This is a genomic window from Snodgrassella alvi (assembly GCF_040741455.2).
Taxonomy (GTDB): Bacteria; Pseudomonadota; Gammaproteobacteria; order Burkholderiales; family Neisseriaceae; genus Snodgrassella; species Snodgrassella alvi_E.
Genome location: NZ_CP160328.2, coordinates 714,572 through 737,630, shown reverse-complemented (window position 1 = coordinate 737,630; position 23,059 = coordinate 714,572). Strand labels below are relative to the sequence as shown.

Sequence of the window (23,059 nt, the reverse complement as noted above, 5' to 3'; positions counted from 1 at the left end):
ATACTTGCAGAGTTTGAAAAAGGGAATGTCTTTCTTTTGGTGTTATTTTCAGCTAAAATGCTAAATTCAATTTCCTGCTGATTGTCATGACCAAGTTTATTTTTGTAACTGGCGGTGTGGTCTCTTCACTGGGTAAAGGCATTGCCGCTGCGTCTACTGCTGCTATTTTGGAATCTCGTGGTCTGAAAGTGACCATGCTTAAACTGGATCCTTATATTAATGTGGATCCGGGTACAATGAGCCCTTTTCAGCACGGTGAAGTGTTTGTCACTGATGACGGTGCTGAAACTGATTTAGATCTGGGTCATTATGAGCGCTTTATTGATGCTACCATGCAGAAGCGTAATAACTTCACTTCTGGCCAGGTTTATGAAAGCGTAATTCATAAAGAGCGGCGTGGTGATTATCTTGGCGGTACTGTTCAGGTAATACCGCATATTACAGATGAAATTAAACGTAAAATACATGAAGGTGCTGCCGGCTATGATGTAGCAATTGTCGAAATCGGTGGAACTGTAGGTGATATTGAATCTTTGCCGTTTTTGGAAGCCATTCGGCAAATGCGTAGCCAGCAGGGCAGAGCAAATACTTTATTTGTTCATCTATCTTATGTTCCTTATATTGCTGCTGCTGGTGAAATCAAAACCAAGCCAACCCAGCATTCAGTCAAAGAATTACGTGAAATTGGTATCCAACCGGATGTGCTTATTTGTCGTATGGACCGGCCGATGCCTGAAGAAGAAAAACGTAAAATTGCATTATTCTGCAATGTAGAAGAGCGTGCTGTTATAAGCTGCTATGATGCTGATAGTATTTATGAAGTACCAAGAATGCTGCATGATCAGGGTATTGACAATATTATCTGTGAACAATTGCAATTAAACGTTCAGCAGGCTGATCTGACTGCATGGAATAAAATTGTTTATTTGGTACAACATCCGAAACATAAAGTCAAAATCGCCATGGTTGGTAAATATGTGGATTTGACGGAGTCATACAAATCTTTATCTGAAGCATTAAAACATGCAGGTATTCAAACCGAAACAGAGGTAGACATTCATTATATTGATAGTGAAATACTGGAAACAGAAGGCACTGCATGTTTGCAAAACATGGATGCTATTTTGGTTCCGGGCGGTTTTGGTACTCGTGGTGTTGAAGGTAAAATTGCAGCTGTACGCTATGCACGTGAACACAAAATTCCCTACTTGGGTATTTGTCTGGGTATGCAGATTGCACTGATTGAATACGCACGCGACGTTGCCAATCTGGTTGGTGCTAATTCTACCGAATTTGATTTAAAAACACCGCATCCAGTTGTTGCTTTAATTAGTGAATGGCAAGACCGTGATGGACAGATTGAAAAACGTGATATCAATACTAACCTTGGCGGTACCATGCGTTTGGGTGCTCAGGAAGTTAAATTGGCCGATGGATCACTTGCCAAAACCATATATGGCAATGAGTTTATTCGTGAGCGTCATCGTCATCGTTATGAAGTGAATAATTATTATCTGCCACAGTTACAGCAGGCTGGCTTAGTAATTGGAGGTGTATCTACTGGACATGAACAACTTGTAGAGGCCATTGAATTACCTGACCATCCATGGTTTTTTGCTTGTCAGTTCCATCCAGAATTTACTTCAACACCTAAAAATGGACATCCATTATTTACTGCTTTTATCAAAGCTGCATTAGCTCATAAAAAATAGTTTACTATTTTATTCAAATTAGTATCTCAGGCTGCTGGTGTTATCCGGTAGCCTTTTTTTTAAGATTAAACTATTAATATTTTGCTATCTTTGATTACATTTTGTATGATGGTTTCAGTGCTGATTCTGTAGATAGATTAATTCCCTATTATGAAAAATATTATTTTTCTGGTTATCGTAGCACTGGGTTTCTGGTGGTGGCAGCATAGCTCTGTTGATGACCAGCAAAAAAGTCAGGCACATGAACAAATAATTGATTCATTTAAATCAATTCGCAGTAATTTTTCTAAAGAACCTTTGTCTGTATCTCAAATACGAGAAGCTATATCTTTACATCAGGCTCAGAATGAGAATTTGGACAAAGTTCAGGTTTATGGTGATGGCTATGTTATCAAAACTTTACCAGATGATAATAAAGGCAGCCGTCACCAGAGGTTTATTTTAAGTACAGGTAGTAGTACGGTTTTAGTGGTACATAATATAGATATCGCTCCGCGATTAGAAAATTTACAGCGTGGTGACCAAGTAGCTTTTACTGGTGAATATATCAGTAATAAAAAAGGCGGGATGATACACTGGACTCACCATGATCCTGGACACCACCATCCTGATGGCTGGCTGATGTATAAGAAGAAGCGATACCAATAGTTTGCTGAAATAGCATGTGTAATATTTATTATTTGCAGTTTACATTTATCTAAAGGAAATAATGTGAATACTCTTTCTTTTCGTAGACCATTAGCTGATTTGTTGTCTGAAAATTGGTGGATAGTACTAGTTCGTGGGTTTGCAGCTTTAATCTTTGGTTTATTAACTTGGTTTTATCCATTTATTTCGATACTGGTTATGGTGATGTTTTTCGGCTTTTATGCGTTGGTTGATGGTGTAATGGGTATTGTTCTTTCCATCAATGGACGAAAAACTCATCAGGATTGGTGGCTGATGCTAATTTGGGGCTTTATAAGTGTACTCGCTGGTTTCCTAACTTTTTTTGTGCCAGGAATTACTTGGCTGGTACTGATTACTTTTATTGCGATTTGGGCGTTAGTAAGTGGTGTTCTGCAAATTGTAGCAGCTATTCGTCTGCATAAATCTGTTGGTGGTGCAGGATGGATGATCACAGCGGGTGTATTATCCATGTTAGTTGGTATTATTTTGCTGGTAAATCCTATTCAGGGCGGAATAGCGCTGACTTGGGTAATTGGCATTTATGCTGCTTTGTTTGGTGTAGTTAATATCGCTTTGGCATTCCGTATGCGTAGACTGGGTAGGGAAAATGCTAATTGAGCTTTAATTATTGAGAAATAATAATTAATAGAATAAATGGTAAAAAAACTGGCTGGCTAAATCTTGGCCAACCAGTTTTATTTTTTTAATCAGTAATATTTCTTATTTCAAGACCTCAGCCATGGCATTGGCAACATATTCTATATTGCTACTGTTTAAACCGGCCATGCACATTCTTCCGTTTTCAACCATATATACCCCATATTCACTTTTTAAACGGGCTACCTGCTGAGGATCTAAGCCTGTAAAGCTGAACATGCCACGCTGTTTAATAAAATAGCTGAAATCACGATCAGGAATTTTCGTCTGCAAGACTTCATATAATCGAGAACGCATTTTCCGAATGCGATCGCGCATGATATATACTTCTTGCTGCCAGTGTTCATAAGATTTAGTGTTGCTAAGTACTCGGCTTACGACGTGACCACCGTAGGCAGGTGGACTAGAATATAGACGCCGTACGGTGAATTTGAGCTGACTCTGAACTAATCGAGCTTCTTCGGAAGTTGGACATACAATACTCAGACCCCCTACACGTTCACCATAGAGCGACATGTTTTTGGAAAAAGAGTTACTGATATAAACACATAACCCAATTTCTACTGCTTTGCGGATAGCATAAGTATCGGTTTCTAAATCGTCCCCAAAACCTTGATAGGCTATATCCATAAATGGTATTAGCTGTTTATTTTTAATAATATCTAAAAGCTGATCCCACTGCTCATGACTGGGATCAACGCCAGTGGGATTGTGACAGCACGGATGTAGTAAAATAATACTGCCTACATCGAGTTGTGTCAGAAATTGTTTTAATTCTGTAAATTTAATTCCGATAGTTTTAGGGTCATAATAAGGATATTTATGAACCTCGATTCCAGCACCCTCAAATATGCTGATATGATTTCCCCATGTAGGATTGCTTACATAAGCTTTTGCCTGTGGAAACCATTGGTGAATAAATTCTGCTCCTACACGCAGCGCACCTGAACCGCCCAGACTAGCTATGGTAGCAACACGACCAGATGTAATGGCTTCATGGTTTTTACCTAATAACAATTTCTGGCATGCCTGCCGATAAGCAGGCAGACCATCCATAGGTAAATAGTCGTGTGGCTGATTTTCTTCTACTAATTGTGACTCTACTGTTTTAATACATTCGAGCACAGGTACATGGCCGTTATCATCATAATACACACCTACACCAAGATTTACTTTTGAGCTGCGTGCATCCTGTTTATATTCATCCATCAGACTCAGAATAGGGTCACCTGGATAGTATTTGACATTCTGAAACATTTCAGTTCCTTAGAAAACAGCAATATTATTTGACAGAAAATGATTGCTGTAATGCAATCTAAGGTAATTGTACTCTAAATGTCTTTACTTTTTATTAATTTGGTCTGTTATTTTTTTACAAAAACTAAATCCCATACACCATGACCTAATTTTTTGCCTCGTGCCTCAAATTTGGTTTCGGGACGGTAGTCAGGGACAGCTGCATAAGTTTCAGCAGTGTTGTGCAACTCAGGAAACCCGTTTAAAACTTCAAGCATTTGTTCTGCATATTCTTGCCAGTCAGTTGCAAGATGAACGTAGCCATTTGATTGAAGTTTTGGAAGTAGTCGTGCAATAAAAGATGCTTGAATCAGGCGCCGTTTATGATGTCGTTTTTTGTGCCAAGGATCAGGAAAAAAGATATGAATACCTTGCAGGCAGTTATCTTCAAGCATGTGATCAACCACTTCAACTGCATCATGTCGCATCACTCTAATATTTTGTATATTCTGTTCTTGAATCAGCTTTAATAGATTTCCTACCCCAGGCCCATGAACATCAATAGCTAGAAAGTCGCAATCAGGAAGGTTTTGTGCAATTGCTGCTGTTGCAACGCCCATACCAAAACCAATTTCAAGTATCTTGGGTGCTGTTCGATTGAATATGGCATTTAAATCAATTTTATTGTTGACGAAATCAATGCCAAAATTTGGCCATTGGTTATCTATAGCACGTTGCTGGGCTTGTGTCATATGGCCTTGACGTAAAACAAAACTACGTATGCTACGCGGGTGATCTTTATTAATGTCCGATTTTGAATCAGAATATTGGGTCATGCTGTTCTGTGTTAACTTAAAGTTGATAAATTTTCTAACGTCAATTCTAACATGCTTCAACTTATATATTGGTTCAATGTTGCTGCTAGGTTTTGAGTTGTTACATTGTCAGTAATTGTTGCTTCACCCAATTGTTTCAACACCACAAAACGCATGTTACCATCGATAACCTTTTTATCATGGCTCATATGCATCAGCCAAGCTTCTAAAGACATTTTAGGCGGCGTAACAGGCAGGTTAACTTGTGATAATAATTTGATTAGACGCTGAGTATCATCCTGATGCAAATAACCAAGTTGTTCAGATAAACGGCAAGCAAGTACAGTACCTGCAGCAACAGCCTCACCATGAAGCCAGTTACCATAACCCATTTCAGCTTCAATGGCGTGGCCGAATGTATGGCCTAGATTCAAAAGAGCCCTGACACCACTTTCTTTTTCATCGGCCGCAACAATATCTGCTTTCATCTGACAGCAACGATGAACCGCATGTGCCAATACTTCAGGGTCTTGATTAATCAATGCTTCGATGTTGATTTCTAGCCATTCCAGAAATTCTATATCCCCCAGCACTGCGTATTTTATGACTTCTGCCATACCTGCTGAAAATTCACGTGGTGGCAAAGTATGTAAGCTATTTAAATCAATAAACACAGCCTGAGGTTGATAAAATGCACCAATCATATTTTTACCCAAAGGGTGGTTAATTCCTGTTTTTCCACCTACGGAGGAATCCACCTGGCTAAGTAGTGTTGTAGGAATCTGTATAAATGGAGCACCACGCTGATAAGTTGCAGCAGCAAACCCTGCCATATCCCCAATTACTCCGCCACCTAAAGCCATAATGGTGGTTTTGCGTTCGGCGCGATTTTGCATTAGACCATCGTAAATCAGATTAAGTGTTTGCCAGTTCTTATATTTTTCTCCATCAGGCAAAATAATATTGAAATATTCGCGTCCTGAATGATTTAGTATTTTTTCCCATTGCTGCAGGTATAAAGGCGCTACGGTTTCATTGCTGATAAGTGCAATTTTGTTTGTAAAATAGGGTGCCAAAAGATGATTTGCGGATTCAAGCAGGTTGCTTCCAATAAATATAGGATACTGATGTGATGTGGTAGCAACGTTAAGTGTGTACATGATGATTTAAAGTTGAGGTATTTGTTTAGAATGTTGACGTAGTAAACGAATTAAACGATTTAGTGAGTGGAAGCTGTAGGGGCTATTCACATCTAAAACAGTATGTGCCGTAGCTCGATAGATGGGATCACGCAAGCTATATAATTCCTGCAATTTTGCTAAAGGGTCTGAGACTTGCAAAAGAGGGCGATTTTTATCGTGCCGTATCCTGTTTAATAGAACTTCAGGTTGCGCATGAAGATAAATCACATGTCCATTCTGCTGCAAATTAAGCCGGTTTTCAATTTGCAATATAGCACCACCACCTGTTGCTATAACAACATCTTTTTGTTGTGTCAGCTCACTAATAACAGCTGTTTCTCGACTGCGAAAACCTGCTTCTCCTTCGAGCTCAAAAATAGTAGGAATTGATACTCCGGTACGTTCACAAATTACCTGGTCACTATCATAAAAAATGCGTTTCAGTTTATTGGCAAGTTGTTTTCCAAGAGTAGTTTTACCTGCCCCCATTAGACCTATTAAAATCAGATTGCCTGCGATGTTATCCATGTTTGTAATTGTAACTTAGTATAAGAATTTACGCATTAATTGGCAGAAAAACCATTATCTGGAATTGCTTTGATTGAAACAGAAACGTTGGGTGTGAAAATTTTTTTAGCTATAGTTATAAAGTCACTATAAATATTATTTTAAGTCATTAGTAATTGTATTTCTCAAATAATTTTATTTTTAAGTATGTTTGAAAATTTCTGACTTTATAAATTGAAAAAAAAGTCAGCCTGTTATAAACAGGCTGACGAAGTTAAAAATGCTTACTTAATATTTTAATGGGGCACTGCTTGAATCGACTACACGAGGTGTGATAAATACGAGTAATTCATTACGTTGTTGGGTATTTTTTCTGTGTTTGAAAAGATTGCCAATACCTGGGATGTCGCCAAGTAAAGGTACTTTATCTATACTGTTTTCATTATTTTCATTGTAAATACCACCAATAATTAAAGTACCACCATTCTCAATCATTGTCTGAGTCACTACATTACGCTTTTGCATACAAATGTCGCCAGAACGGAGAACATCAGGTGCAACATTTGAGCATGCTATGGGCCTGTCATTCTGTACGTTCAATGTCATAATAATATTACCGTCAGGTGTAACCTGTGGGGTAACTTTTAAGCCAAGAACGGCATCTTTGAAACTGGTAGAAGTTGCACCGCTGGAAGTTGATTCCTGATAAGGTACTTCATAACCAGATTCAATTTTTGCTTCTTTTCTATCTTGTGTTAATACTCGTGGAGAAGAGATAATTTTGGTTTTGCCTTGAGCTTGTGAGGCTGAAAGCTCTAAAGCGAGAGCCCCAGATGCAAATTTATGCACCCATGATACTACTGATGTTGGATTGGATACGCCAAGGTTGACATTAGGAAAACCTAGTTCAAAATTAGGGTCACGTGTTGTACCTCGATCTTCATCTTTAAGGGATACACTACCACCAATACCATTTCGATAAGTTCCTCTATAGTAGCCAAATTTAGTTCCCAATTCACGGGCAAAACTGTCTGTAGTTTCAACGATTCGTGCTTCGATTAATACTTGTTGAGATGAAACATCAATTTGAGCAACCAGTTTTTCAAATTTCTTAATTACACTACTAATATCGGTAATGATTAAAGTATTTGTTGCGGGATCCAATAATGCGCTGCCGCGTGGACTCAAAATACTTTTATCTGATGAACTGTTACCATCATCGGATAAATGCAAAATCTTTTTAAAATCTTCAACATTACGGTACTTAAGTTGGAAAGTCTGAGAAATCAGGGGACCTAAGTCATCTAATTTTTTTTGTTGTTCTAATGATGCTGTATCCCTGTTCATCAGTTCGTCACGTGGAGCAACATTGATAACATTTCCTTCGCGACGCATATCAAGATTTCGAGTTTCCATAACCAAATTTAAAGCTTGATCCCAAGGAACATCTTTTAATGATATTGTCATTTTGCCCTGAACACTGTCGCTCGCTATTATATTCATTCCTGATTCTTTAGCCAGAATCTGTAGGATTGTGCGAACATCAATGTCTTGAAAATCAAGTGAAACCCGTTTTCCTTTGAAGGATTTATTATTTGATTGTAAGCCTTTAGAGTCTAAATCAAATTTGCGGGTAACCTGAAGAACCAGATTAGTCCCACTTTTAATTTGGGAATAATCCCAGTCCCCCTGCATTTGAATGTTTACTTCGGTATCATTGCCAATCCTGCGCAGGCGAATAGTCCGTACAGGAGTGCTGAAATCGGTTACATCAAGATTACGTTGTTGTTCTGTTAACAAAGGTACATTTTTATAGGTTAAAACCAAATTAGATGCATTGCGTCTAATTGTTGGCTCTCCTTTGTCACTTAAACCACTAATGGAAATTACACCATTACCATTTTTCCCTTTTTGAAAATCTATATTTATCGGTACAGAAGCTGATTGATCAAATGCGTTACTATTTGAACTGGCAGGCTGACGGCTGACAACTTGTTCTGTAATGTTATTTGTTGCTGTATATGGTGTGTTGACTGTTGCCGGAGAAGTAGTAATTTTTTCTGATTTATTTTTTACTTTATTTTTGGACGGAATAGATTCCTGTACATATACCCAGACTTCATTGCCTTTAATTACAGCATTGTACTGGCCAGTTTTGGCTAATGATAGCATTACACGAGATTTGTCTGTAGTTTGACCAGCTTCAATTTGCTGTAAAACTGTATCATCAAATTTGAGTAAATTCTGTGGTAAGGTTATTCCTGTCCCAGCAAAGTCCAGTGCAATTCGTGCAGGATTTTCGGTTGTAAAACCTTTAGGTAACGCGGGGTCTTTATCAAACTGAATTTTAATCAGACGTTGCTGGTTTGGCAACGCACCGACATTGATGGCTGTTATGTTGCCGGCAAAAAGACTCTGACTCAGTAAACCCAGACCCAGAGTGGACAAAATAGATATGGTTTTAATTTTCATATTGGTACCTTCTTAATTTTAAATGGGTTACTTTTTTCAGTTCTGACCGGATGTCTCTGAAGATGCTGCGTCAGCAGCCTGCAAGGGTAAACTAGCCTTTCTGCTAGTCCAATTGCCATATGAGTCTTCAACTAATTCTGATATAACAATTTCATCAGGTGTTATTGCAGTAATTCGTCCATAGCTTTGACCCAGATAATTACCCAGATTAACAGTGTATACATGTCCATTTACTGAAATGAATGCAGATGGTGCTTTTCCCGCTCCTTTAATTAAACCAACATAATGCAATTCATCTAATGAATAATTTTCCAAGATTTGTTTAGGTCGGTTTAGATCAGGTGCATTAGCACCTTGTAAACCTGCTTTGAGACGCGCAGGTTCAAATATATTCATTTGAGGCTGTGGAGGAGGGGTGTAAGAAGGCTGAATATTTATTGTAGTTTGCTTCTGTTTCATGGGTTTGATTTTTGCCTGTTGGCTGGTATTCCGCATCCATTCATGTAAATCTTCATTTGCTGCCGAACAGGCACTCAGTGTAAAAATACACAGGCAGATTAGATATTTATTCATATTTTTTCCGTTGCTTATATATTAAATTACCCTAATTACAGCTATAGGCAGCCTATTTTTGGTCGTTTTTATTTTTATTTTGAGCTTTAATTTCTGCATCTGTTAAAGCTTTATATGTATTGGCAACTGCGTTTAAGGTAAGCGTATTATCTTTCTCATTTCGTTTTAGTACGATTGAGTTTAATGTGACTATTCGCGATAGCTTCCCTACATCACGAAGAAACTGACTTATCTGATTATAATTACCTGTCAATGTGATGTTGTAAGGTAAGGTTTGAATAACTTGTTGATCTGATTTATTTTGTGGCTGATCATCTGAGTTTGAATTAAGAACTTGTGCCGGAGTGATACTATCCATATTTAAACCATTTTTAGTAGCACATTCATGTAGTTCTTGAATAAGATTAGGGATTTCTGCTTGTGTTGGGAGCTGTTTTAATAATAAATGAAATGAACCATTAATATTATTAAGTTCTGCTTTCAATACATCAAGATTAGCTGCCTGTTTACTTTTTTCAGTATAGGTTTGCTTTAGAGATTCTTCTTCTTCCTTCAATCCACTAAGCCGTTCATTTAATCCGCTGTAAACAAAGAAATAGGCAATAAGAAGTACCAATACAATGATACCACCGGCTATGCCTAGCTGTACAGGTTTAGCTTGTTGGGAGAGGAAATTTAGATTTATTGATTTAAGATCTATATTTTTGGCCATTGTCAGTACTCCTTCAATTTGTTGGTTCAGATGCACTAGACTCATTTTCTTGATGAGGTGCTTCTGTATCCTGATTTAGTTCAGTTGATGAAGAGTTTGGGTTAATAGCCTGATTGGTTTCTCTCATATCTTCTTGCTGGCCAATAAGATTATTTAAACGTATACGAATACTGAATTCCTGAGTATTATTAACTCGTTTGATATTTAATAATTCAGGTGTTGTAAATAGTTGTCCTGGTAAAGCATTCATGAAAGCTGCAGTTTTAGCATCACTAAAAGCTTTACCATTAATGACATATGTATTGGCATCTTGAGCTTCTATACTGGTTATATACAATCCTAAAGGTGCTAATGTATTCAACGTATCCAGTATACGAGCTGCTTCAAAACGTTTATTTGATAACTCTTCTACTTTTTCTTGTCTGGCTGTGAAATTTTTGCGCTCATCTTGTAATTGAGCGATCTGTTTAATTTCTCCATCCAGTTTGTCTATTCCATCTTTTAATACTTGATTACGGGCTTCTTGACTGCTAACCCGACTATCTATAGCTAAGTAGCCTAATACTGCCAGACCTACACCGATTAAAGCAGCAACGGCCAGTAGAGTCTGAAATTGTTTCTTTTGTTTGGTTTGTAAGGCTTCTCGATAGGGCAGCAGATTAATTTTTAATAAAGGTAACATCTTATAATCCTCTTACGGCCAAGCCAAAGGCTACGGTTAATAAACTACTGTCCTGTTGCAATTTTGCCTGTTGAATTGCATCACTGGGCTGTGCTAACAGTATAGGGTTAATCTGTTGCGCAGGAATACTGGTTTGCTGGCTGATGCTGTCAGCAAGGCTATTGGCTGCCTGATTATTGCTGTAACCAAAAACAAGGATTTCTTCAATTTCATTTTCTTGACTAGCCGAAGTAAAATAAAATTGTAAAACTCTCTGTATTTCCTGAATAAATTGTTGCTGGAATGGCTGCGCTACAGTCTGATTGTAATCTTCTGGCTTGGTTTGACTATAGAGCATTTCCCACGCTTCTTCATCAGTCAGCTGGTAGTTTCGCCGCAAGGATTGCATCAGATGATCATAGCCAAGATTAATTTCTTGTTTATAAAGTAATTTGCCATGACGCATGATAATTGCTTGTGTTTCACCGTAATCAATATTGAAAACTGCGATACATTTTTCTGTTAATTCAGGCTGTCTGATATTTATCCATGTGATGGCGCTATTCATTATTGCCAGTATATCGACATCCATTTGTGTGGGTGTGATACCTGCATCGGTAAAAGCATCCATCAGAATATTGACGTCATCCCGTTTGCTGTTGACCAGTAGCAAACTTTCTTTTCCATTCTCATTGATACTGACATTCTGATAGTCGTAACTTACATCATCCATTGAGTCATATTGACTCAATTCAGCCATGATTTGTTCTTCTTCGGTATACTCTGTATCTTCATCTCTATCTAGAAACTGGATGGAGGTTTGCTTTTGTGAAATGGCTACGGTAATGTTGCGACAATTGCTTTGGAGCATTTGTTTAGCCTGTTGTAGATGAACAACAAGTTCATCATGATTTTCGATGTTGCCGTTACCAATAATATTTTTTGGCAAAGGCACAACAACGTATTTTTCGAGACGAAATTGATTTAAACTGCGTGCATTCAGGAGCACCATGTTAATGCTTTTATCAGTAAGACTGATACCAAGACACTGTCTCGATGAAGTTGTGGCCACCTTCTTATTCTTTGAATTTATTTTGAAATTATTCAGTTTCATGAAAGGGCTTTCTGTCTGTTTATCAAACGGGTGATGAAGTGCTTAAAACTCAAATTTGTATGTTGCTAACGAAATGAAGAACAAAGTTTACTTTATTTTGAATATGTTTCGCAGCCTTTAAATGAAAATTAGTTGATTATGATTAGAAAATTATTGCTATCTACCGTTGGTTTGTTTGTAGGACTGGCGCTATTTGCTGCTGGTCTGGTGGCGATTGCAATTATGGTAACTTATCCTAAATTGCCTTCTCTAGAAGCTGTAACTCATTATCAGCCGAAAATGCCACTTACCATTTATTCTGCTGATGGCAAGCTTATGGGGCAGTTTGGTGAAGAACGACGTGCTTTTACTCGTATCAATGATTTTCCACAAGTACTGAAAGATGCTGTTGTTGCAGCTGAGGATAAGCGGTTTTATGAACATGGTGGTGTTGACTTTATTGGCATTAGCCGTGCGCTTATTTCTAATCTAACTGGTGGTGTGCAATCTGGAGCCAGTACTATTACTCAGCAGGTGGCTCGCAATTTTTATCTTACTAATGAGCGTACCTATACGCGCAAGTTCAATGAGGCTTTGCTGGCCTATAAAATTGAACAAAAACTGACTAAAGATCAGATACTGGAACTTTACTTTAATCAGATTTATCTGGGGCAGCGTGCGTATGGTTTTGCAGCTGCTTCTTTGGTTTATTTTAATAAGCCTGTACAACAATTAGATTTGGCAGAGGCGACGATTCTGGCCGGTTTGCCTAAGGCTCCTTCTACTTTTAATCCTGTTGTAAATCCACAACGGGCTAAAATGCGTCAGCGATATATTCTGAATAATATGGTTGAACTGGGCAAAATTACTCAGGCTCAGGCTGATGCCGCTTATGCTGAACCATTAAAGTATGTGCATTATCAGCAGGCTATAGATCAGAATGCTCTTTATGTCGCTGAAATGGTACGTCAGCAGATGTATGAAAAATATGGTGACGCGGCGTATACCCAAGGATTCAAGGTTTATACCACAGTAAATTCTCAGGATCAGGCAGTAGCTACTCAGGCGCTGCGTAAGGTATTGAACAATTTTGATAGAGGTTCTGCTTATCGGGGTGCTGAAGGCTTTTTTGATTTAAGCAAAATTCCAGATGATATTCGCGATGAACAGATAGAGCAGTATTTGGCCAATCGCTCAGCGGTGGATGGGATGCTGCCGGCTGTGGTGACGGCTCTGAATTCCAATTCAATAGTAGTTTATATCGCTGGTGTAGGGGAGATGCGCATTGGTGGTAATAGTTATAACTGGATAAAGCGTGCAATTAACAATGCTAAATTGGGTGAAGCATCCGTGCGTGTTGGTTCGGTAGTTCATGTGCATAGAGAAGGTAATAGTTACCGTGTAGTGCAGCAACCGGAACTTCAAGGTGCAATTGTTGCTTTAGATGCTCAGACAGGGGCAATTAAAGCACTTGTGGGAGGTTACGACTTTTACCGCCGTAGTTTTAATCGTGCCACTCAGGCAAAACGGCAACCTGGGTCATCATTTAAACCGTTTATTTATTCTGCTGCTATTGCTAAAGGTTTTACGCCGGCTACGATGGTTAATGATGCGCCGATTGTTTTGCCAGGTATGGGTAATGGTGGACGTGCATGGGCACCAAAAAATTCGGATGGACGCTATGCTGGATTTATAACACTGCGACAAGCATTAACTGCCTCCAAAAATATGGTGTCTATTCGTATTTTGATGGCAATGGGGGTGGATTATGCCAGACAGTATGTGCAGCATTTCGGTTTTAGGCCAGATCAGATTCCCAACAGTTTGTCGATGGCATTGGGTAGTGGGCAGGTAACGCCAATGCAAATGGCTGAAGGCTATGCAATTTTCGCTAATGGGGGATACAAGGTTTCCAATTATGTGATTGACCGAATTTATGACAGTCGTGGTAATTTGCGCGCGCAGATGCAGCCGTTGGTGGCTAAACAGAATGCTCCCATGGCTATAGATCCGCGTAATGCATTTATTTTGTATCACATGATGATGGACGTGGTTAATCATGGGACTGCTTATAGTGCTCATGCATTGGGACGCAGTGATATAGCGGGTAAAACAGGTACGACTAATGATAATAAGGATGCTTGGTTTGTAGGTTTCAATCCGAATATAGTTAGTGCGGTATTTATTGGTTATGACCGTCCACGCAGTATGGGACGTTCTGCTTTTGGTGGTACGATTGCAGTGCCAGTATGGCTTGATTACATGCGCTATGCGTTAAAAGATAAACCGGTTGTAAATACACCAGTACCTGCCGGAATTGTTCAGAAATCCGGTGAATTCTATCTGAAGGAATATCAGACAACTAATCCTGATCTACCACTGGATAATCGAGCTGACGGGCCGATTACGCCAAAGCAGGGAAATAGTAATAATGATGGAGATGATGATGGTGCTGAAATTCCAATTGTTCCGCAGTCAGGTAATAATGGCCAATTAGATTCTCTTTTCTAAACGATATTAGATAAAGATATTTATTAATAAAAACGGGTAATCTGTACAGATACCCGTTTTTATTGAATATATTTTTGAAAAGAAAACTTAAATTTAAAAAATTATTTGTTATCTGGTTGAATTAGATTTTTTATTATGGAAATGAATATTTGAAAATTAGAATTTTTGAAATTACAGTGGTTTTTAGTTGTCATAGTTGTAATAGACTAAGGTTTTATTAATCTATGACATTTTGTTTGGTAAGCAGACTGTACATTGAGTTACAATACTTATACAGATTATCACATTTCTTAAAATGAAAATTTGGCTTACTCTGAGCCATAATAGGAAAGGAAGAATATGAGTGAGCAGATACTAAAGCCTGAACAATCCTCTGAAGTGAACAATCAGGATAAAGACACTAAATTAAATGTTTTTGAAAAAAGTGTGCTGGAGTATCGAGGAAAACATTCCGATGAAGATTCGTCTTCAGCACCTTTGCCGGCTAGTTATCCATACCGCACTCGGATGCGTCGGGCTACTTATGAGCGTGAGAAAGCTAGATTGCAAATTGAGCTGTTGAAAGTGCAAAACTGGGTTAAGGAATCTGGTCAGAAAATTGTCTCTTTATTTGAAGGTCGGGATGCTGCCGGTAAAGGGGGAACAATCAAGCGATTTATGGAACATCTCAATCCGCGCGGTGCCCGAGTTGTAGCGCTGGAAAAACCGACTGAAACTGAAAAAGGGCAGTGGTATTTTCAACGCTATATCGAGCGTTTGCCGACAAGTGGTGAGATGGTTTTTTTCGATCGATCTTGGTATAACCGTGCTGGTGTGGAAAGAGTAATGGGTTTTTGCCAGCCACATGAATATTTGCAGTTTATGCGTCAAACACCAGAATTGGAACGTATGTTGGTTAACAGCGGGATTTATCTGTTTAAGTTTTGGTTTTCTGTTTCTAGAGAAGAGCAGTTGCGTAGGTTTATTTCTCGTCGTGACGACCCGTTGAAACACTGGAAACTTTCGCCTGTTGATATTCAGTCTCTGGATCGCTGGGATGATTATACGGCAGCTAAGAATGATATGTTTTTTCATACGCATACCGGTGATGCACCCTGGACGGTTATTAAATCCGATGATAAAAAACGAGCCCGTCTGAATTGTATTCGCCATTTTTTGACTGAACTTGATTATCCAGGTAAGGATACCAATGCCATTGGTGCTGTTGACCACTTAATAGTGTTGAGGCCACAAACCAATTTTAAGGATTCTACCGATACACATATTGATTAGTTCTATTATGTGTGCAGGGTTCTATTAGCCTGATAATTTTTACCTATCATGTGGATTTCAGGGTATATGCAAGGGTAGTTGTAATTGGGTAAATGTATTCTTTGTGATTTTATATGAGAATAAGAATGATTTTAGTGTTTTTTTTCTGGAAAGTAAATTCACGTGGAATTGACCGAATATATTACTGAAACGGCTAAAGCAGCTAAAGAGGCTTTTTATTCTCTGACTAGAGTTTCTGCTGCACAGAAAAATCAGGCTTTAATGCTGATTGCTAATAATCTAGCTGCACAACAGCACCTGATTCTTGCAGCCAATGAAGCGGATATGAAGGCAGCACGTTTACAGGGATTGGATGCTGCTTTACTTGATCGCCTGCATCTGAGTAATCGTAGTATTGATTCGATGATTGAAGGTGTTCATAAGGTTGCTGCACTGCCTGATCCAGTAGGTGAAATGGATGATTTTAGAACTCTGCAAAGTGGTATCACGGTTGGTAAAATGCGTGTTCCGCTTGGTGTAATTGGCATGATTTATGAATCACGCCCGAATGTGACGCTGGATGCGGCGATTTTATGTCTGAAAGCAGGTAATAGTTGTTTATTACGCGGCGGGAGTGAAGCCATTAATAGCAATAAAGCTATTGCTGCTGTCATCAATTCTGCTTTGATTGAAACTGGAATACCCCAAGCAGCTGTTAATCTGATTACTGAGACTGATCGAGCAGGTGTTGATGTGCTGCTTAATCTGCCGGAATATATTGATGTGATTATTCCACGTGGCGGTAAAGGGCTGGTGCAAAGAGTGAAGGAAAAATCGCGGATACCGGTAATCAAACATCTTGATGGTATTTGTCATGTCTATATTGATGCTTCCGCTTCTGCAGAAATGGCAATTGATATAGCTGTAAACGCGAAGACTTCGCGCTATGGTACTTGCAATACTATGGAAACCTTATTGATTCATACTAGCCAAGCAAAAAAGTTATTGCCTTTACTACAGCAAAAGTATGCTGAGAAAAATGTTGAATTACGTGGTTGTGCGCAAACTGTGCAGATTTTGAAGGATGATGTTTTACCGGCTACTGAGGAAGATTGGTCTACTGAATATTTGGCTCCAATTCTGTCTATTAAGGTAGTTGCCAATATTGAAGACGCGATAGAGCATATAAATCATTTTGGCAGCCATCATACTGATAGTATTGTAACCAATGATTTGCTACATGCTCAGCTTTTTCTGCGTGCTGTAGACTCTGCTAGTGTTATGCTGAATGCGTCTACTCGTTTTGCAGATGGCTACGAGTATGGTCTTGGGGCGGAAATTGGTATATCTACTGATAAAATCCATGTACGAGGTCCAGTAGGGTTGCAGGGGTTAACCAGCCAGAAGTGGATTGTTTTGGGACATGGAGAGGTACGTATTTAGGGATTAGTCTGTTTTAATCATCGCTATATTCTTTTGACTTGAATGTTTCTTTCTCTATACAGAATGTCGCTTTTCAAAGTTGAATTCGTGAATTAAATCATTTCTTTAACTTTATATGATAATTTTTGTTTGTGACTTCTGATTTATAAACTGTTTGTTTCAAGTTTGGTATTTAGATTTTTATATGTCAATATTATATTGTGCTGATTAAATTCTGCAGAAATTAAAAGGGCATAATGTGAAACGCATTTTATTGTTTATTGCTACAAATCTAGCCGTTATTATCGTTATTAATATTGTTCTGAACATCTTATGTGCATTTTTGGGTATTAGGCTTAACAGTAATACGACCAGCAGTTTGTTGTTAGTGGCAGCTGTAGTGGGTTTTACCGGTTCGTTTATCTCTTTGTTGATGTCAAAATCGCTAGCTCTTGCTTCGGTCGATGGTCAGATAATCGGTCAACCTCAAAGTGCTGCGGAGGCATGGCTACTAAACACTGTAGCCCGGCTGGCAAATCAGTGGAATATTACTATGCCGGAAGTGGCGATTTATGATTCTCCAGAACCCAACGCTTTTGCGACTGGTGCTACTAAAAATAGCTCACTTGTCGCGGTGAGTACTGGTTTGTTACATGGTATGTCTCAGGATGAAGTAGAAGCTGTGCTGGCTCATGAAATGGCACATATTGGTAATGGTGATATGGTGACAATGACATTGTTACAGGGTGTGGTAAATACATTTGTGTTTTTCTGGGCACGCCGTATTGCAGATGTTATGTCCAGAGATGAAAATGGAGAAGTGTCTCAGGGAACCTACTTTGCAATAAGTCTGATTTTGCAAATTATATTTGGTTTTTTGGCCAGTCTAGTTGTGATGTGGTTTAGCCGTCAGCGTGAGTATCGGGCAGATGCCGGTGCTGCACGTTTAGTGGGTGCACCAAAAATGATCGCTGCTTTGCAGCGGTTGAAAGGTGAAACCAGTCAGTTGCCGACTGGTATGTCTGCTCTGGGAATTGCCAGTGAATCGGATGACTCTTTGTTTAGCACACATCCAACGTTGGATAATCGAATTAATCGATTGCGCCAAATGTGAAATCTGTATTTTTATAAGTAGACTGCTTTAAATCAACCTCTTATATTTATTTTGTGCAAAATGCTAGTAATTATTTTGAAGCTAAATTGCTGAGTACTATTATAAATAAGGTTCATTAGAAATTAGTAATAGCCGATTTATACTGAAGCCATAGGTTAACTGAAAAAAAAGTTTGTGGATTTATGATTTTTCGGCTTTTTATAAAAAGTATTTATAAGTTTCTGATCGAATATTTCCCTTATTTGTTTCAGTCTTAGATTTATAATTAAGGTAATTCTGAACACTGCAGTGATAAATAAACAATTTCTTCAAAATATTCTTTTAAAAATGCACTAGTTCAAACCTTTGTAATTGAATAATAAATCTGTTTTTAGTTTTAAGAATTTAGCTATACGAGTTATTCTGGTTTTATGAATAACATATAAAAATTATGATTTATTTGGTACTTCAAATTTGATATTTATTTCAAATTTTAATGAGTTATGATTAATTTTTCTGTCTATTTTGATGAGGGTTTTTGTCTTGATAGATGTTATGGAAATTAGTTATCTAAATAGTTTTTTGCATAAAACTTATGATTAATGCTGAACATATAAGTTTAGGAATTTGAAAAATGTTCGCATTTTATCTTTTTGCTTTCTATAAGCTTATTCTCAAACTAATATTTTATTCAGGTTAATCTTTACTGAATCAGTTGTTTGTATGTTTTCTTATTTGTTCATCAGGTTTATGATACATTGAGATAGCAGAACTTGATGACTTCTGATTATGATAAATGTATAGATTAATAGAGAGAAATATGCATAATTATTTAACACCGAATTTTAGTTTTGCACCTATGCTGCCTATTCGTGCTGAAGGTAGCCGTGTTTGGGATGATAATGGGCAGGAATACATAGATTTAGCAGGTGGGATTGCTGTAAATGCTTTGGGTCACTGCCATCCGCTTCTAATTAATGCGTTGATGGAACAGGCACATAAGTTATGGCACATTTCCAATATTTATACCACCCAACCGGCACAGAATTTGGCTGAGCGTCTGGTAAAACACACATTTGCTGAGCAAGTATTTTTTTGTAATTCTGGCGCAGAAGCCAATGAAGCTGCTTTTAAACTGGCCCGAAAATATGCGCGTGACCATTTTCCTGATACAGGAAAACACGAAATAATTGCTTGTATTAATGGATTTCATGGTCGTACGCTTTTTACTGTCTCTGTAGGCGGTCAACCCAAATACAGTAATGATTTTGCGCCCTTGCCTGCTGGTATCCGGCATATTCCGTTTAATGATGTTGCTGCTATTGATGCAGCGGTCAATGATAAAACCTGTGCGGTAGTTATTGAACCGATTCAAGGTGAAAGTGGTGTATTGCCTGTAACTGAAGCTTTTTTGCAGGCGGCTCGTCGTGCCTGTGATCGTCATCAAGCTTTGTTGATTCTCGATGAAGTGCAAACGGGGATGGGACGTACCGGTAAGTTGTTTGCACATCAGTATTATGATATCCGGCCGGATATTGTTTCAGCTGCCAAAGCACTGGGTTGTGGGATTCCTATAGGTGCTATGTTGACAACAGAAGCTGTTGGTCGCAGTTTTACGCCTGGTAGTCATGGCAGTACCTTTGGTGGTAATCCGCTAGCGTGTGCGGTGGGCTGTGCGGCATTTGATATTATAAATACGCCTGAGACCTTGCAGAATGTTTTGCGGCAAGGTGAAAAATTGAAGAAAGGTTTGCAGGAATTATCTGATGCATCTGGTGTGTTTGCTCAGGTAAGAGGACAGGGCTTATTGCTTGGTTGTGTGATGTCTGATAAGTACAAAGGACGGGCTGCGCAATTAATGCAGTTGGCTTTGCAGCATGGCTTGCTGGTTTTGGTGGCAGGTAATAATGTCTTACGTTTTGCACCTAGTCTGCTATTGACTGATGCTGATTTGCAGACTGGCTTGCAAAGACTAAAAGCTGCAATTAAAGCTTTTGTGCACATATGAGTAAGTTTTCATCTGTAGGCCGGCATAAAATTGTTGTGTTGACAGGTTCGGGCATCAGTGCAGAAAGTGGTTTGCAGACTTTTCGTAATCATGGTGGATTATGGGATGGTGAAAAAATTGATGATATTGCTACACCTGAGGCTTTTGAGCGCCATCCTGAACGAGTATTAGAATTTTATAATCGTTTAAGGCGGAAGTTGCTAAGAGCTCAACCTAATACGGCTCATCTAGCATTAAAAAATCTGGAAACAAGATACAATGTTAATATTATCACGCAGAATGTAGATGATTTGCATGAGCGTGCTGGTAGTAGTCATGTACTACACTTACATGGTGAACTCTTAAAAGCAAGAAGTAGTGTTGATGAAAATTATATTGTCGATTGTTTTTCAGATCAGACGCTGGAAGATAAGGATAATCACGGCTTCCAGATGCGGCCGCATATTGTGTGGTTTGGAGAGACTGTGCCGATGATTGACTCTGCCATTCAGCTAATGCGTTGTGCTGATATAGTTATCATTGTTGGCACATCTTTGCAAGTATATCCGGCTGCAGGTCTGTTTCACTATGCGGCACGATCTGCAGAAATTTTTCTGGTTGATCCTCAACCACTTGAAGGGTTGCAGAATATACAAATCATTCGTGCATCTGCTCAAGCTGGTGTAAGTGGTCTGGTTGATGAGTTATTGTTACGAACTGAAGCTTGACTTTGAATACATATTGGGTTGTGTAAGTAAATGCAGCTTAATCTACAGTTAATGCTAAAATTTATACTTTAATTTTTTGGTTTTATGTGTCTTGGTATGAAAAAAAATAATCTGGTCATTGCTAGTCGTGAAAGCGCACTGGCTATGTGGCAAGCACGACACATACAGCAGTGTTTGCAGGTGCTTTATCCTAATGTATCTATAACTATTCAAGGTATGACGACAAAGGGTGACCAGATACTAAGCCAGTCTTTGTCTAAAATAGGCGGTAAAGGACTGTTTATCAAAGAGCTGGAATGGGCATTGCAAGCAGGAACCGCCGATATTGCGGTTCATTCACTTAAGGATGTACCTATGGAGCTGCCGGAAGGTTTTGTTCTGGCTGCTATAACTGAGCGGGCTAATCCTTTTGATGCTTTTGTTTCACAACAGTATGCCCATCTGTCGGAATTGCCAGAAGGAGCCATTGTTGGCACATCTAGTCTGCGCCGCGAAGCTCAGCTTCGGTTGCACTATCCGAATTTACACATAAAACCTTTGCGCGGTAATGTGCAGACGCGCCTCAGTAAATTAGATAAACAAGAATATGCAGCTATTATTCTGGCTGCTGCTGGTTTGGAACGTTTGGGTTTAGATCATCGTATCCGTAGTATTTTGCCGGTTGAAATTTCCATACCTGCGGCTGGTCAAGGTGCACTGGCAATTGAGGTGGCTTCTCACCGGACTGATTTATTAAACTTGTTGCAGCCTCTTCATCATGCAGTTACATCGGCTTGTGTGACGGCAGAACGAACCATGGCAAAGTTTTTGGGTGGTAGCTGTCAAGTACCTCTGGCTGCTTATTGTGTTGAAAGCTCTGGTACGCTTGAATTGTTTGGTTTGGTTGCTTCTGTTGATGGAAAAACGGTGCTGCGTGCCAGTGCGCAGGCTTCTATGAGTGATGCGGAACAACTGGGTTTAAACGTGGCACAAAAATTAGCCAGTTTGGGCGCCAGAGACTTGATTAATGAAGTGCAGTCCGGTCAATGATTACTCAGTCCAGCATTGTATTAATGCGTCCGCGACAGGCTGCAGCTGCTGATATAAAAAGCTGTATTCGTGCTGGATGGCAGCCATTATTAATGGAGTATCAGCAGTTGCTACCTTTTGATGATATCTTGCAGCAGCTGGCTGAACGCAGCTTGAAACAAGATGTCATTGTGTGGGTCAGCCCTAGCGCAGTGCACATTGCTGCCAAATATCTTGTTCAGTCTGATAATGTAGTGCATGTGGCTGTAGGCGCAGCTACAGCAAAAGTGTTAATTGCTTACGGTTTTAAACAGGTTGTTTATCCGCTTGATGGCAATGATAGTGAAGCAGTTTTACGTTTAGCCATATGGCATCAGCAAAATGGAAGGATGATGCTGATTAGGGGTGTTGGCGGTCGCGAATTGCTGGTTGACAAGCTAGGTCAGCAAGGTTGGCAGGTTGATCTGGCTGAAGTATATGAGCGCCAGCCACAGCTGCTTAATTGGTCTGTATTGAGGCAGCCACTTAAAGAAAAGCGTTTGAAGGCTGTTTATATGACGACAAGTGCTGCTGTAAATGCGTGGTTTTCGCAGATGCCGCCAGATTTGTACGCAATTGGCAAAAGCTTGTTATACTTAGTTCACCATCCACGTGTGGAAGCAGCGCTGTCGAGTTATGATGTCGCTACGATGCTGGTATCGGATTTACAGTGTGGATTGGAAATTTTGCATTCAGACAGTACAGTGTGATAGTTGTTCTGCTGAGCTGTTG

20 protein-coding genes are annotated in these 23,059 nt (G+C 39.1%); 11 read left to right on the top strand and 9 right to left on the bottom strand.

Annotated elements, in window-relative coordinates; genetic code table 11:
- Window positions 1-86 precede the first annotated feature (86 nt).
- The 3 genes from ABU615_RS03420 (at window position 87) to ABU615_RS03410 (ending at window position 2,999) form a co-directional block, all read left to right on the top strand.
- A complete protein-coding gene (locus tag ABU615_RS03420) occupies window positions 87-1,712 on the top strand; it encodes a CTP synthase (RefSeq protein WP_100141354.1) in 1,626 nt (541 codons plus the stop codon).
- 150 nt (window positions 1,713-1,862) lie between these two features.
- On the top strand, window positions 1,863-2,360 hold the full coding sequence (locus tag ABU615_RS03415) for a DUF3465 domain-containing protein (RefSeq protein WP_367418725.1): 498 nt from the start codon (window positions 1,863-1,865) through the stop codon (window positions 2,358-2,360).
- Window positions 2,361-2,423: 63 nt separating this feature from the next.
- The gene (locus ABU615_RS03410) at window positions 2,424-2,999 is read left to right on the top strand and encodes an HdeD family acid-resistance protein (RefSeq protein ID WP_267408728.1); all 576 of its coding nucleotides are present in this window, start codon (window positions 2,424-2,426) and stop codon (window positions 2,997-2,999) included.
- A gap of 102 nt (window positions 3,000-3,101) precedes the next feature.
- Here ABU615_RS03410 and ABU615_RS03405 read toward each other — a convergent pair whose 3' ends face one another.
- The 9 genes from ABU615_RS03405 to pilM form a co-directional block, all read right to left on the bottom strand.
- A complete protein-coding gene (locus ABU615_RS03405; RefSeq protein WP_267391049.1) occupies window positions 3,102-4,295 on the bottom strand; it encodes an amino acid aminotransferase in 1,194 nt (397 codons plus the stop codon).
- A gap of 107 nt (window positions 4,296-4,402) precedes the next feature.
- A complete protein-coding gene (gene trmB / locus ABU615_RS03400) occupies window positions 4,403-5,110 on the bottom strand; it encodes a tRNA (guanosine(46)-N7)-methyltransferase TrmB (RefSeq protein WP_267391050.1) in 708 nt (235 codons plus the stop codon).
- Window positions 5,111-5,166: 56 nt separating this feature from the next.
- Window positions 5,167-6,249 (bottom strand): 3-dehydroquinate synthase, encoded by a 1,083-nt coding sequence (gene aroB, locus ABU615_RS03395; RefSeq protein ID WP_367432877.1) that lies wholly within the window; start codon window positions 6,247-6,249, stop codon window positions 5,167-5,169.
- A gap of 6 nt (window positions 6,250-6,255) precedes the next feature.
- A complete protein-coding gene (locus ABU615_RS03390; RefSeq protein ID WP_370386956.1) occupies window positions 6,256-6,798 on the bottom strand; it encodes a shikimate kinase in 543 nt (180 codons plus the stop codon).
- A 267-nt stretch (window positions 6,799-7,065) separates the two neighbouring features.
- A complete protein-coding gene (gene pilQ / locus ABU615_RS03385) occupies window positions 7,066-9,249 on the bottom strand; it encodes a type IV pilus secretin PilQ (RefSeq protein ID WP_267391052.1) in 2,184 nt (727 codons plus the stop codon).
- 36 nt (window positions 9,250-9,285) lie between these two features.
- On the bottom strand, window positions 9,286-9,822 hold the full coding sequence (locus ABU615_RS03380; RefSeq protein WP_267404826.1) for a pilus assembly protein PilP: 537 nt from the start codon (window positions 9,820-9,822) through the stop codon (window positions 9,286-9,288).
- Between the two features lie 52 nt (window positions 9,823-9,874).
- Window positions 9,875-10,534: a type 4a pilus biogenesis protein PilO gene (locus tag ABU615_RS03375; protein ID WP_370389214.1), complete on the bottom strand. Its 660-nt coding sequence runs from the start codon at window positions 10,532-10,534 to the stop codon at window positions 9,875-9,877.
- A 13-nt stretch (window positions 10,535-10,547) separates the two neighbouring features.
- Window positions 10,548-11,216, bottom strand: coding sequence for a PilN domain-containing protein (locus tag ABU615_RS03370; RefSeq protein WP_267391055.1), 669 nt, complete (start codon window positions 11,214-11,216; stop codon window positions 10,548-10,550).
- A 1-nt stretch (window position 11,217) separates the two neighbouring features.
- Window positions 11,218-12,267 carry a type IV pilus biogenesis protein PilM gene (pilM, locus tag ABU615_RS03365; RefSeq protein ID WP_370389213.1) on the bottom strand — a complete coding sequence of 350 codons (1,050 nt, stop codon included), beginning with the start codon at window positions 12,265-12,267 and terminating at the stop codon, window positions 11,218-11,220.
- Window positions 12,268-12,447: 180 nt separating this feature from the next.
- Between pilM and ABU615_RS03360 the strand changes: the two genes are divergently transcribed.
- The 8 genes from ABU615_RS03360 to ABU615_RS03325 all read left to right on the top strand — a co-directional run bounded on the left by ABU615_RS03360 (window position 12,448) and on the right by ABU615_RS03325 (window position 23,037).
- Window positions 12,448-14,799 (top strand): penicillin-binding protein 1A, encoded by a 2,352-nt coding sequence (locus ABU615_RS03360; RefSeq protein WP_267408732.1) that lies wholly within the window; start codon window positions 12,448-12,450, stop codon window positions 14,797-14,799.
- A gap of 339 nt (window positions 14,800-15,138) precedes the next feature.
- A complete protein-coding gene (gene ppk2 / locus ABU615_RS03355) occupies window positions 15,139-16,071 on the top strand; it encodes a polyphosphate kinase 2 (protein WP_100151997.1) in 933 nt (310 codons plus the stop codon).
- Between the two features lie 162 nt (window positions 16,072-16,233).
- Window positions 16,234-17,493, top strand: coding sequence for a glutamate-5-semialdehyde dehydrogenase (locus tag ABU615_RS03350; protein ID WP_367487520.1), 1,260 nt, complete (start codon window positions 16,234-16,236; stop codon window positions 17,491-17,493).
- Window positions 17,494-17,731: 238 nt separating this feature from the next.
- Entirely contained in the window at window positions 17,732-18,586 is an 855-nt protein-coding gene (gene htpX / locus ABU615_RS03345; RefSeq protein WP_370389212.1) for a protease HtpX, read from the top strand.
- Between the two features lie 799 nt (window positions 18,587-19,385).
- Window positions 19,386-20,573 carry an acetylornithine/succinyldiaminopimelate transaminase gene (locus tag ABU615_RS03340; protein WP_370389211.1) on the top strand — a complete coding sequence of 396 codons (1,188 nt, stop codon included), beginning with the start codon at window positions 19,386-19,388 and terminating at the stop codon, window positions 20,571-20,573.
- Complete coding sequence (locus tag ABU615_RS03335) at window positions 20,570-21,280, top strand: Sir2 family NAD-dependent protein deacetylase (protein ID WP_367429449.1); 711 nt, start codon at window positions 20,570-20,572, stop codon at window positions 21,278-21,280. Before ABU615_RS03340 ends, ABU615_RS03335 begins: the two co-directional genes overlap by 4 nt.
- Before the next feature lie 96 nt (window positions 21,281-21,376).
- Entirely contained in the window at window positions 21,377-22,309 is a 933-nt protein-coding gene (gene hemC, locus ABU615_RS03330; protein WP_367487521.1) for a hydroxymethylbilane synthase, read from the top strand.
- Window positions 22,306-23,037: a uroporphyrinogen-III synthase gene (locus ABU615_RS03325; protein ID WP_367487524.1), complete on the top strand. Its 732-nt coding sequence runs from the start codon at window positions 22,306-22,308 to the stop codon at window positions 23,035-23,037. The genes hemC and ABU615_RS03325 overlap by 4 nt, the downstream gene beginning before the upstream one ends.
- The last annotated feature ends 22 nt before the right edge of the window (window positions 23,038-23,059 follow it).

Coding starts and splice junctions, on each gene's coding strand:
- ABU615_RS03420 (WP_100141354.1), top strand. CDS start 87: ATGACCAAGTTTATTTTTGTAACTGGCGGTGTGGTCTCTTCACTGGGT.
- ABU615_RS03415 (WP_367418725.1), top strand. CDS start 1,863: ATGAAAAATATTATTTTTCTGGTTATCGTAGCACTGGGTTTCTGGTGG.
- ABU615_RS03405 (WP_267391049.1), bottom strand. CDS start 4,295: ATGTTTCAGAATGTCAAATACTATCCAGGTGACCCTATTCTGAGTCTG.
- trmB (WP_267391050.1), bottom strand. CDS start 5,110: ATGACCCAATATTCTGATTCAAAATCGGACATTAATAAAGATCACCCG.
- aroB (WP_367432877.1), bottom strand. CDS start 6,249: ATGTACACACTTAACGTTGCTACCACATCACATCAGTATCCTATATTT.
- ABU615_RS03390 (WP_370386956.1), bottom strand. CDS start 6,798: ATGGATAACATCGCAGGCAATCTGATTTTAATAGGTCTAATGGGGGCA.
- pilQ (WP_267391052.1), bottom strand. CDS start 9,249: ATGAAAATTAAAACCATATCTATTTTGTCCACTCTGGGTCTGGGTTTA.
- ABU615_RS03380 (WP_267404826.1), bottom strand. CDS start 9,822: ATGAATAAATATCTAATCTGCCTGTGTATTTTTACACTGAGTGCCTGT.
- ABU615_RS03375 (WP_370389214.1), bottom strand. CDS start 10,534: ATGGCCAAAAATATAGATCTTAAATCAATAAATCTAAATTTCCTCTCC.
- ABU615_RS03370 (WP_267391055.1), bottom strand. CDS start 11,216: ATGTTACCTTTATTAAAAATTAATCTGCTGCCCTATCGAGAAGCCTTA.
- ABU615_RS03360 (WP_267408732.1), top strand. CDS start 12,448: ATGATTAGAAAATTATTGCTATCTACCGTTGGTTTGTTTGTAGGACTG.
- ppk2 (WP_100151997.1), top strand. CDS start 15,139: ATGAGTGAGCAGATACTAAAGCCTGAACAATCCTCTGAAGTGAACAAT.
- ABU615_RS03340 (WP_370389211.1), top strand. CDS start 19,386: ATGCATAATTATTTAACACCGAATTTTAGTTTTGCACCTATGCTGCCT.
- ABU615_RS03335 (WP_367429449.1), top strand. CDS start 20,570: ATGAGTAAGTTTTCATCTGTAGGCCGGCATAAAATTGTTGTGTTGACA.
- hemC (WP_367487521.1), top strand. CDS start 21,377: ATGAAAAAAAATAATCTGGTCATTGCTAGTCGTGAAAGCGCACTGGCT.
- ABU615_RS03325 (WP_367487524.1), top strand. CDS start 22,306: ATGATTACTCAGTCCAGCATTGTATTAATGCGTCCGCGACAGGCTGCA.